The organism is Streptomyces sp. NPDC054847 (assembly GCF_053610925.1).
On the sequence record NZ_JBSGZJ010000253.1, the window covers coordinates 1 to 10,277 of the forward strand.

At 71.7% G+C, this 10,277-nt stretch carries 7 protein-coding genes and 1 pseudogene; 2 read left to right on the forward strand and 6 right to left on the reverse strand.

What is annotated here, in order from left to right; all coding sequences use genetic code 11:
• Positions 1-85: 85 nt before the first annotated feature.
• Both dnaJ and hrcA read right to left on the reverse strand, forming a co-directional pair.
• Positions 86-1,222 carry a molecular chaperone DnaJ gene (gene dnaJ / locus ACWGH4_RS22710; RefSeq protein WP_441262941.1) on the reverse strand — a complete coding sequence of 379 codons (1,137 nt, stop codon included), beginning with the start codon at positions 1,220-1,222 and terminating at the stop codon, positions 86-88.
• Entirely contained in the window at positions 1,223-2,248 is a 1,026-nt protein-coding gene (gene hrcA / locus ACWGH4_RS22715) for a heat-inducible transcriptional repressor HrcA (protein WP_307706371.1), read from the reverse strand.
• Positions 2,249-2,434: 186 nt separating this feature from the next.
• Between hrcA and ACWGH4_RS22720 the strand changes: the two genes are divergently transcribed.
• Both ACWGH4_RS22720 and ACWGH4_RS22725 read left to right on the forward strand, forming a co-directional pair.
• Positions 2,435-3,157, forward strand: a complete 723-nt coding sequence (locus ACWGH4_RS22720; RefSeq protein ID WP_453463751.1) for an MBL fold metallo-hydrolase — start codon at positions 2,435-2,437, stop codon at positions 3,155-3,157.
• A 26-nt stretch (positions 3,158-3,183) separates the two neighbouring features.
• Positions 3,184-3,996: a DUF3097 domain-containing protein gene (locus ACWGH4_RS22725; protein ID WP_441262943.1), complete on the forward strand. Its 813-nt coding sequence runs from the start codon at positions 3,184-3,186 to the stop codon at positions 3,994-3,996.
• Here the strand turns inward: ACWGH4_RS22725 and ACWGH4_RS22730 are convergent.
• The 4 genes and pseudogenes from ACWGH4_RS22730 to ACWGH4_RS22745 all read right to left on the reverse strand — a co-directional run bounded on the left by ACWGH4_RS22730 (position 3,974) and on the right by ACWGH4_RS22745 (position 10,071).
• Positions 3,974-4,551: pseudogene (locus ACWGH4_RS22730) on the reverse strand (Uma2 family endonuclease). The gene ACWGH4_RS22725 and the pseudogene ACWGH4_RS22730 overlap by 23 nt on opposite strands.
• Positions 4,552-4,650: 99 nt before the next feature.
• Positions 4,651-5,883 carry a radical SAM family heme chaperone HemW gene (gene hemW, locus ACWGH4_RS22735; protein ID WP_453463755.1) on the reverse strand — a complete coding sequence of 411 codons (1,233 nt, stop codon included), beginning with the start codon at positions 5,881-5,883 and terminating at the stop codon, positions 4,651-4,653.
• A gap of 14 nt (positions 5,884-5,897) precedes the next feature.
• Positions 5,898-7,979 carry a SpoIIE family protein phosphatase gene (locus tag ACWGH4_RS22740; RefSeq protein WP_453463761.1) on the reverse strand — a complete coding sequence of 694 codons (2,082 nt, stop codon included), beginning with the start codon at positions 7,977-7,979 and terminating at the stop codon, positions 5,898-5,900.
• 202 nt (positions 7,980-8,181) lie between these two features.
• Entirely contained in the window at positions 8,182-10,071 is a 1,890-nt protein-coding gene (locus tag ACWGH4_RS22745; RefSeq protein ID WP_453463758.1) for an AMP-dependent synthetase/ligase, read from the reverse strand.
• Between the last annotated feature and the right edge of the window lie 206 nt (positions 10,072-10,277).

Sequence of the window (10,277 nt, forward strand, 5' to 3'; positions counted from 1 at the left end):
GTACGGGGCCCGGGCGGAGCCCGGTTCGGGAAGGGGCGGGGAGGGGAAACGGCCCCGCGCAGCGGACCCGTCGCCCCACCACCGGCTAACGCCCGTTGAACGCGTCCTTCAGCCGCGAGAACAGCCCCTGCTGGCCCGGCTGGAACTGGCCCAGCGGGCGCTCCTCGCCCCGCAGCTTCGCCAGGTCCCTCAGCAGTCGCTCCTGCTCCGGGTCCAGCTTCGTCGGCGTCGTCACCTCGACGTGCACGATCAGGTCGCCCCGGCCGCCGCCGCGCAGGTGCGTGATGCCGCGGCCGTGCAGCGGGATCGACTGGCCGGACTGCGTGCCCGGTCGGATGTCGACCTCCTCCACGCCGTCGAGCGTCTCGAGCGGGCACTTCGTGCCCAGCGCCGCCGCGGTCATGGGGATCGTCACCGTGCAGTGCAGGTCGTCGCCGCGCCGCTGGAAGACGGGGTGGGCGACCTCGTGGATCTCGACGTACAGGTCACCGGCGGGGCCGCCGCCGGGGCCGACCTCGCCCTCACCCGCGAGCTGGATCCGGGTGCCGTTGTCGACACCGGCCGGGATCTTCACGGTCAGCGTCCGCCGCGACCGGACGCGGCCGTCGCCGGCGCACTCCGGGCACGGGGTCGGCACGACCGTGCCGAAGCCCTGGCACTGCGGGCAGGGCCGCGACGTCATGACCTGGCCCAGGAAGGACCGTGTCACCTGCGAGACCTCGCCGCGCCCGCGGCACATGTCGCAGGTCTGCGCCGATGTGCCGGGCGCCGCGCCCTCGCCGGAGCAGGTCGTGCAGACGACGGCCGTGTCGACCTGGATGTCCTTCGTGGTGCCGAAGGCGGCCTCGTTGAGCTCGATCTCCAGCCGGATCATCGCGTCCTGGCCGCGGCGGGTGCGCGAGCGCGGTCCGCGCTGCGACGCCGTGCCGAAGAACGCGTCCATGATGTCGGAGAAGTTGCCGAAGCCGCCCGCGCCGAAGCCTCCGGCGCCGCCGCCTCCGGCCTGCGACAGCGGGTCACCGCCGAGGTCGTAGACCTGCTTCTTCTGCGGGTCCGAGAGCACCTCGTACGCGGCGTTGATCTCCTTGAAGCGCTCCTGCGTCTTCGGATCCGGATTCACGTCCGGGTGGAGTTCGCGCGCGAGGCGGCGGAAGGCCTTCTTGATCTCGTCCTGCGATGCATCGCGGCGTACGCCGAGTACGGCGTAATAGTCCGTGGCCACTTACGACTCCGCCAGGATCTGTCCGACGTAACGTGCCACTGCGCGTACCGCTCCCATCGTTCCGGGGTAGTCCATGCGGGTCGGTCCGACCACGCCGAGTTTCGCTACTGCCTCGTCGCCCGAACCGTAGCCGACCGAGACCACGGACGTGGAGTTGAGGCCTTCATGGGCGTTCTCGTGACCGATACGTACGGTCATGCCCATACCGCCCGACTCATTCGCCTCGCCGAGCAGCTTGAGGAGCACCACATGCTCCTCCAGCGCCTCCAGCACGGGCCGGATGGTCAGCGGGAAGTCGTGTCCGAAGCGGGTCAGATTGGCGGTGCCGCCGATCACGAGCCGCTCCTCGGTCTCCTCGACCAGGGTCTCGAGCAGTGTGGAGAGCACCGTGGAGACGGTGCCGCGGTCCTCGTGCTCGAAGGATTCGGGAAGGTCCTGCACCAGCTGCGGCACGTCCGCGAAGCGGCGTCCCACGACCCGGCTGTTGAGCCGTGCCCGCAGGTCCGCGAGCGAGGCGTCGCCGAAGGGGGCGGGGCAGTCGATCATGCGCTGCTCGACCCGGCCCGTGTCCGTGATCAGCACGAGCATCAGGCGGGCGGGCGCGAGGGAGAGGAGTTCCACGTGCCGGACCGTGGACCGGGTCAGCGACGGGTACTGCACGACGGCGACCTGCCGGGTCAGCTGCGCCAGCAGCCGCACCGTACGTCCCACGACGTCGTCGAGGTCGACCGCCCCGTCCAGGAAGTTCTGGATGGCGCGGCGCTCCGGCGACGACAGCGGCTTGACGCCGGCCAGCCGGTCGACGAACAGCCGGTACCCCTTGTCCGTGGGGATCCGTCCGGCGCTGGTGTGGGGCTGGGCGATGAAGCCCTCCTCCTCCAGCACGGCCATGTCGTTGCGGACGGTGGCCGGGGAGACGCCGAGGTTGTGACGCTCGGTGAGGGCCTTGGAGCCGACAGGCTCCTCGGTGCCGACGTAGTCCTGGACGATGGCGCGCAGCACCTCGAGCCTGCGTTCGCTGAGCATTCGCGCACCTCCAGCTGTGGTTCCTCTGTGTGTCCTGGCACTCGGTGCGCCCGAGTGCCAGCATTCCCCCGGCCAGTGTACGGCTGAGGGGTACGCGGGTAGCAAGGGTGGCCGACCGTGCGGTCGGACACGCGCTCGTGCGGCCCGCGCAGGTCGATGCGGATGTGATGCGGATAGCGTCGCCGTATGGACGTCAGTTGGGAAGACTTCGGCTGGGAACGGCTGGCCGAGGGAGTCGGCCGCCGCCGCCTGCCGGGATGGGACGCGACCGTCGGCCTGGTCGCGGGCGAGGCCGGGGTGCTGCTGTACGACACGGGCTCCACGCTCCGTGAGGGCGCCGAGCTGCGCGCCCAGGCGCAGGCGCTGACGGGCGGGCGCCGCGTGACGCACATCGCACTCAGCCATCCCCATTTCGACCATGTGCTGGGCACGGCGGCCTTCGCCGGGGCGGACGTGTACGGGGCTGTGGGCATGGACACGCTGCTGCACCGGGAGCGGGACGCGATCCGCGCCACCGCGATCCGGCACGGGGTCGCTCCCGAGGAGGCGGCGGAGGCCGCGGACATGGTGGTGGCACCACAGCATGCGGTGTCCGGGGAGTGGACGCTCGACCTGGGAGGCCGCCAGGTGCTGCTGGCCAATGTGGGCCCCGGTCACTCGGGCCACGATCTGGCGCTGTTGGTGCCCGCGGAACGGGAGGTGGTGTTCTGCGGAGACCTGGTGGAGGAGTCCGCAGAGCCCCAGGCCGGCACGGACGCCGTCGGGCCGCAGTGGCCCGCCGCCCTCGACAGGCTGCTGGCGCTCGGCGGCGAGGACGCGCTGTACGTCCCGGGGCACGGCGCGGTGGTGGACGCGGCGTTCGTACGGGCCCAGCGCGACGAACTGGCGGCGCGTTTCGGCGTGTCGTAGCGGCGTGCGGCCGTATCGTCGTGCGAATGCGCAGCTACAGCCCTGATCTCACGCCGCCGTGGAAGCGGTCGAAGCCCGTGCCGGAGGTCCCGGCCGACCCCGAGCTCGTGGTGGAGGAGGTGTCGACCGGCTTCTGCGGCGCGGTGATCCGCTGCGAAGCGGGCACGGTCACCCTGGAGGACCGCTTCGGCAAGCACCGCGTGTTCCCGCTCGAGCCGCGGGGCTTCCTGCTGGAGGGCAAGGTCGTCACGCTGGTCCGCCCGGCCCCGGCGGGCCCGTCCCGTCCGTCCCGTACGGCCTCCGGCTCTGTCGCCGTTCCCGGTGCCCGGGCCCGGGTCGCCCGCGCGGGCCGCATCTACGTGGAGGGCCGCCACGACGCGGAGCTCGTGGAGCGGGTGTGGGGTGACGACCTGCGGATCGAGGGCGTGGTGGTCGAGTATTTGGAAGGCGTCGACGACCTTCCGTCGATCGTGGCGGACTTCTCCCCCGGTCCGGACGCCCGCCTCGGCGTCCTGGTGGACCACTTGGTCGCGGGCTCCAAGGAGTCCCGTATCGCGGCCTCGGTCACGGACCCGCACGTGCTGGTGGTGGGCCACCCGTACATCGACGTGTGGGAGGCGGTGAAGCCCTCTTCCGTGGGGATCCCGGCGTGGCCCACGGTGCCGCGCGGACAGGACTGGAAGACGGGCGTCTGCCGCGCCCTCGGCTGGCCGGAGAACACGGGCGCCGCCTGGCAGCACATCCTCTCCAAGGTCCGCTCGTACAAGGACCTGGAGCCTGCGCTGCTGGGGCGGGTGGAGGAATTGATCGACTTCGTCACGGCCAGCGGTGAGGCCTGACTCCGGGGAGAGTGCCGAATTCGCCGGTGTCCAACTTGGTACCGAGTATGTCCAGCGGAACGGAGTCGCCGAACTTCGTTACCCGCTGGACCTGGTACTCGGCCTTGTCCCCACTGCCGACGGGCTCGGTGAGGAAGACGCACTGGGCCATGATCGGGTCGATGATCAAGTAGGCGGGCACCCTTCCCGCCGCGTAAACTGATCGTTTGACGCCGTAGTCGCGATCAACGCTGGTCTTGGAGACGACTTCGACCAGCATCGTGATCAGCGTAGAGGGGAGCAACCGCCCCGACGGCGGTCCCACATCGCGTTCCAGCACCACCAAGTCGGGTACCGGCTCACTGGCCTCGTTCAGGATGTCGATGTCCTGGGTCTGTAGTCGCGCCCAGCGTTGGCGCGGGATCTGATCCAACACAGCTTCCACGATCAGCTGTGCACCAGATCAGGCCCCGCCATCATCACAATTTCCCCCCGGAGGAGCTCAACCCTGACACCCTCGGGGCCCTCGAAACCCTCGAAGAACTCCGTCATCCCGCGATCGTCCACAGCGGTCATCTCCGTGTCCTCCATTTCCGCCGCGGCCTTTACGCGGCAGCCTGGGATCAGCCTAGGCACCTACGTGGCGTCTCCGCATCGATTCACTCCGGCGAGTGATCAGTCCACCAGGTCCCGCACCACCGCGTCCGCCAGCAGCCGTCCCCGCAGGGTCAGCACCGCGCGACCGGCCTCGAACGGGCCGGGCTCCAGCAGCCCGTCGGCCAGGGAACGGGCGGCCGCCGCGAGGCCCGCCTCACGCAGGAGGTCCAGCGGCACGCCCTCACGCAGCCGCAGCTCCAGCAGGATGCGCTCCACGCGGCGGTCCTCCTCGGGGAGGAGTTCGCGGCCCGCGCCGGGCGAACGGCCCTCCGCGAGGGCTGCCGCGTACGCGCCCGGGTGCTTGACGTTCCACCAGCGCACGCCGCCGACGTGGCTGTGCGCCCCCGGGCCCGCGCCCCACCAGTCGGCACCGCGCCAGTACAGCTCGTTGTGCAGGCAGCGGCCTTCCGGTGAGGTGGCCCAGTTGGACACCTCGTACCAGTCGTAGCCGGCCGCGCCGAGCACCTCGTCGGCGATCAGATAGCGGTCGGCGTGGACGTCGTCGTCGGTCATGGGCACCTCGCCGCGGCGGATGCGGCGCGCGAGCTGTGTGCCCTCCTCCACGATCAGCGCGTACGCCGACACATGGTCCGGTCCCGCGCCAACGGCGGCCTCCAGCGAGGCCCGCCAGTCGTCGTCGCTCTCGCCGGGGGTGCCGTAGATCAGGTCGAGGTTCACATGGTCGAAGCCCGCGGCCCGCGCCTCCGCGACGCATGCCTCCGGCCGGCCGGGGGTGTGCGTGCGGTCGAGCACCTTGAGCACGTGCTGCCGCGCGCTCTGCATACCGAAGGAGACGCGGTTGAAGCCGCCCTCCCGCAGGGCCGCCAGGTAGGCGGGGTCGACGGATTCCGGGTTCGCCTCCGTCGTGATCTCCGCGTCGTCGGCGAGACCGAACTCCTGACGCACCACGTCCAGCATCCGTACGAGATCATCGGCGGCCAGCAGGGTCGGAGTGCCCCCGCCGACGAACACCGTCCGCACCGGCCGCGGGTCGTCGCCGAGGACCTTGCGGGCGAGGCGGACCTCGTCCGCCAGGGTCTCTGCGTAGTTGTCGCGGGAGGCGAGCACTCCCCCCGAACCGCGCAGCTCGGTGGCCGTGTAGGTGTTGAAGTCGCAGTAGCCGCAGCGCGTCGCGCAGTACGGCACGTGCAGGTAGAAGGCCAGCGGCCGGGCTTCGGCGCCGTGGAGGGCGGACGCGGGCAGCGCGCCGTCCTCGGGCATGGGCTCGCCGTCAGGCAGTACGGAAGGCATGCCCCCATTGTCCGTCACCCGGCAGGTCGCCCCGCCTGGAGCACCAGCAGCGCCAGATCGTCCCCGGGCGGCGTCGGCGCGAACGCGTGCACCGCGGCCCTGATCCGTTCGGCCACGCCCTGCGCCGTGAGCCCGGCGCATCCGGACAGGACGGCCGCGAGACCGTCCTCGTCGTCGAACATCCGCGATCCCGAGCGCCGCTCGGTCACCCCGTCGGTGACGCACAGCAGCGTGTCACCGGGCTCCAGATCGAACGTGTGGCTCTGGTACGCGACGTCGTCGACGACCCCGAGCAGCACCTGCGGCTCGGCGAGGGCCCGTACGGTGCCGTCGGGCCGCAGCAGCAGGGGCAGCGGGTGCCCGGCGCTCGCCAGGGTGCAGCGGGCGCCGCCGTCGCCGGACGGTGACGGCACGACCTGGCCGTACAGCAGCGACAGGAAGCGCGCGTGCTGCCCGTCCGGGAGGCCCGGCCCGTGCCCGCCGGTGACGATCAGGGCCGCCGCCTCCGCCGCCTCCATGGCGTCGTCGAGGAGGAGGCCGTTGAGCCGGTCGAGGACCTGGCCGACCTCGTAACCCTCGCGGGCGAGCAACCGCAGCCAGGGCCTGGCGAGACCGGTGACGACGGCGGCCTCCGGCCCGCTGCCCTGGACGTCACCGAGCATGAAGCACCAGCGGCCGCCGGACCCGGCGGGGAAGACGTCGTAGAAGTCGCCGCCGGCGACACCGTCGTCACTGGGCTCGTAGACCAGGAACGTGTCGACGCCCGGGATCTGTCCCACCCTGCTGGGCAGTAGGCCACGCTGGAGGACACGGCTGATGGTGGCCTGCCGGGTGTACCGGCGGGCGGCGCTGACGGCCAGGGCGACCCGCCGGGCGAAGTCCTCGATGAGGGCCGCCACTTCGGCGGGGACGCCCGCCGGGCCGTTCTGCGCGACGAGCAGCACGCCGAGACGGTGGCCGCCGACGCCGAGGCGGTAGGCCAGGGCGGTGGCCGGTTCCTCGTCGGGGGGAAGGGGCCCGGCCGGCTCCTGGGTGCCGGTGCCGGCGGGCGGCCCGGCCACGCCCGGGAAGGGAGTGACGGCGCCGGGGGTGGGCGGGTGCGGCACCCCGGCCGTCCCCCACCTGCGGGGGGAGTCGTGCGCCGTGGCGCCGTACGGGGGCGCGGGGTGCTCGCCGCGGGTCCCGTCCGGCCAGGCCACCGGCACCGGTCCGCCGTCCGAGGCGAGAGGGAGCAGGGGCGGCTCCTCGCCCAGGGCCTCCCGCAGCGGCCCGACTCGTGCCTCGTCGCTGTGCCACACCCCGACGAGCCTCGCCCGGGCCCCTCCTCCCCCGGTCCCGTGTCCGTGTGCCTTCGCGCCGTCCAGCCAGATCGCGCACCGGTCGGCGAGCCGCGGCACCAGCAGCTGGCCCGCCAGCGCGGCGACCATGTCCTCGTCCAGTTGCCCGGCGAGCAGGTCGGACGCCTCGGCGAGGAACGCGGGCGCCCCGCGGCTCACCCACTCCAGGTCGTCACGCCCGCGTCCTGGCACGGACGCCTCCGTCCCGTCCGGGCCCCGGCGGGCGGGCGGTGCCGCGTACGCGGCGGCGGGCGGGCGGACGTCACGGCCGTCGAGCGGCAGGCGGGCCCAGACGGTCTTCAGCGCGGCGTGGAAGGTGATGCCCCAGCGTTCCGCGAGCGAGGCGACGAGCTGGAGGCCACGGCCGTAGTCCGCGGTCCCTGCTTCGTCGGCGCTGTGCGGCCCGCCGGTGACGGCGCTGGCGGGGTGGTGGTCGGAGACCTCGACCACCAGCGCGGCCGGTTCCTCGTGCGTGGCCTCCTCGAACCGGCAGAGCAGTTCCGCCGCGGTGCCGGCGTGCACGACGGCGTTGGTGACGAGCTCGCTGACGACGACGGCCGCGTCGTCGGCCAGCCGGTCGGCGCAGGAGCCGCCGGACAGGAGACCGAGAGCCGTCCACCCGTCGACGGCGTCACGCACGAAACGGCGTGCCCCGGCCGGGGCCAGGAGGTTGCCGGGCAGGCTGGTGCGCGCGACCAGCCTGGGGTCGAACCGTGCCGGCCACACGGGAGTCGAAGAGTTGCCGGTCTCGCGCTGCATCGGAATGGACCCCACCTGCGGCTCCTGGTCGGTGCTGGCGTGCGCCGCTTATGACACCGACAGAGTGACAGACAGAGGGGGCTCATAAGCACCGAGTCACCGAACTAAGGGGAAGGAAACCGGCAGGAAGGCGTAAAGAGCACACACGCATGCGGCGGAACGGCCGTCGGTACGGCACCGTTCCGCCGCTGTGCGTGCGGGGTCACGCCTCGCGGGAACCGGCGTACATGTCCTCGATCAGGTCCTTGTACTCGCGCTCCACGACCGGGCGCTTCAGCTTGAGGCTGGGCGTCAGTTCGCCGTGCTCGATGTCCAGGTCGCGCGGGAGCAGCCGGAACTTCTTGATGGTCTGCCAGCGCTGGAGCCCCTCATTGAGGCGCCGCACATAGCCCTCGATGAGCTGCTCGGCCTGCGGGGAGGCGACGACCTCGGCGTAGCTCTTGCCGCCCAGGCCGTTCTCCTCGGCCCAGCCGAGGATCGTCGGCTCGTCCAGGGCGATCAGCGCGGTGCAGAAGTTACGGTCCGCGCCGTGCACCAGGATGTTGGACACGAACGGGCACACCGCCTTGAACTGGCCCTCGACCTCGGCGGGCGCGATGTACTTGCCGCCGGACGTCTTGATCAGGTCCTTCTTGCGGTCCGTGATCCGCAGGTAGCCGTCGGCGGACAGCTCGCCGATGTCGCCGGTGTGGAACCAGCCGTCGGCCTCGAGGACCTCGGCGGTCTTCTCGGGCAGGTTGTGGTAGCCCTCCATGATCCCGGGGCCGCGGAGCAGGATCTCGCCGTCGTCGGCGATGCGCACCTCGCAGCCGGGCAGCGGCTTGCCGACCGTGCCGGTGCGGTAGGCCTCGCCGGGGTTGACGAAGGAGGCGGCGCTCGACTCCGTCAGACCGTAGCCCTCGAGGATGTGGATGCCGGCGCCGGCGAAGAAGTAGCCGATGTCGGGGGCGAGCGCGGCGGAACCGGAGACGGCGGCGCGCAGCCGTCCGCCGAACGCCTCGCGCAGCTTGGAGTAGACGAGCGCGTCGGCGACCTTGTGCTTGGCGTTCAGGCCGAAGGGGGCTGTCGCGTTACCGGTGCGGCGGAAGTTGTCCTGCGTGACCTTCGCGTACTCGCGGGCGACTCCCGCGGCCCACTGGAAGATCTTGTACTTGGCGCCGCCGCCGGCGCGCGCCTTGGCCGCGACCCCGTTGTAGACCTTCTCGAAGATACGGGGAACGGCCGCCATGTAGGTCGGCTGGACGACCGGAAGGTTCTCGATGATCTTGTCGACGCGGCCGTCGACCGCCGTGACATGGCCGACCTCGATCTGCCCCGAGGTCAGCACCTTGCCGAAGACGTGGGCGAGCGGCAGCCAGAGGTACTGCACGTCGTCCTTGGTGACCAGGCCGGTCGCGGCGATGGCCTTCGCCATGTAGGACCAGTTGTCGTGCGGCAGGCGCACACCCTTGGGGCGGCCCGTGGTGCCCGAGGTGTAGATGAGCGTCGCCAGCTGGTCGGCGGTGATCGCCGCGACCCGCTCCTTGACCGCGTCCGGGTTCTTGGCGAGGTACTTCGCGCCGCGCGCCTCGAGGTCGGCCAGGGTGAGGACCCAGCCCTCCGGCTCGGAGCTTTCCGGCTCGACGCCGGTCGGGTCGATGACGACGACGTGCTTCAGCTCGGGCAGTTCGGTGCGCTTCTCCCGCGCCTTGGCCAGCTGGGCGGCGTCCTCGGCGATCAGCACCCGGCTGGAGGAGTCGGCGAGGATGTACGCCGACTCCTCGGCGTTGGTGGACGGGTAGATCGTGGTGGTGGCGCCGCCCGCGCACATCACGCCGAGGTCGGCGAGGATCCACTCGACCCGGGTGGAGGAGGCGAGCGCGACCCGCTCCTCCGCGTTCACGCCCAGGTCGATCAGTCCGGCCGCGACGGCGTAGACCCGCTCGGCGGCCTGGCCCCAGCTCAGGGACTTCCAGTCGTCGGGGCCCGAGCCCGCGGCGGGGGGCACCGGATACCGGTATGCCTCGCCGTCCGGCGTGGCTGCCACGCGCTCGGTGAAGAGGGTCGCCACCGAAGGCGGCCGGTTCTCGATCAGGGTCTGGGTTTCGCTCACGACGTCCTCCGGGCCTGCGGCAACACTGCACAACTGGCTGGTTGTTTAACTGGCGAGTAACCATCGAGCCGTGCTCAGGGTAAAGCCCGCAGGACCGGCGCGTAAGTGCCTGCGGGCTGCCGCTTGATAACGAACGGAGCGCAGGTCCACCGGGTGGCGGAACGGATCGATGCACAAGGCACCTATATTCCGCGACGGTTCCGGAC